This window comes from Pseudoalteromonas sp. SG44-8, from assembly GCF_014164125.1.
In the GTDB taxonomy this organism is placed as follows: Bacteria; Pseudomonadota; Gammaproteobacteria; order Enterobacterales; family Alteromonadaceae; genus Pseudoalteromonas; species Pseudoalteromonas rhizosphaerae.
In genome coordinates, this window is record NZ_JACJEQ010000106.1 from 1 (window position 1) to 244 (window position 244).

Annotated in this window: 1 rRNA gene; it reads left to right on the forward strand. The window is 51.2% G+C overall.

Going from position 1 to position 244, the window contains the following annotated elements:
* A 16S ribosomal RNA gene (locus H5163_RS21535) occupies positions 1–244 on the forward strand; the annotation flags it as partial.

A 244-nucleotide genomic window follows, 5' to 3' on the forward strand; every position in this document is an offset into this window, starting at 1 on the left:
CGGCCGCAAGGTTAAAACTCAAATGAATTGACGGGGGCCCGCACAAGCGGTGGAGCATGTGGTTTAATTCGATGCAACGCGAAGAACCTTACCTACACTTGACATACAGAGAACTTACTAGAGATGGTTTGGTGCCTTCGGGAACTCTGATACAGGTGCTGCATGGCTGTCGTCAGCTCGTGTTGTGAGATGTTGGGTTAAGTCCCGCAACGAGCGCAACCCCTATCCTTAGTTGCTAGCAGGT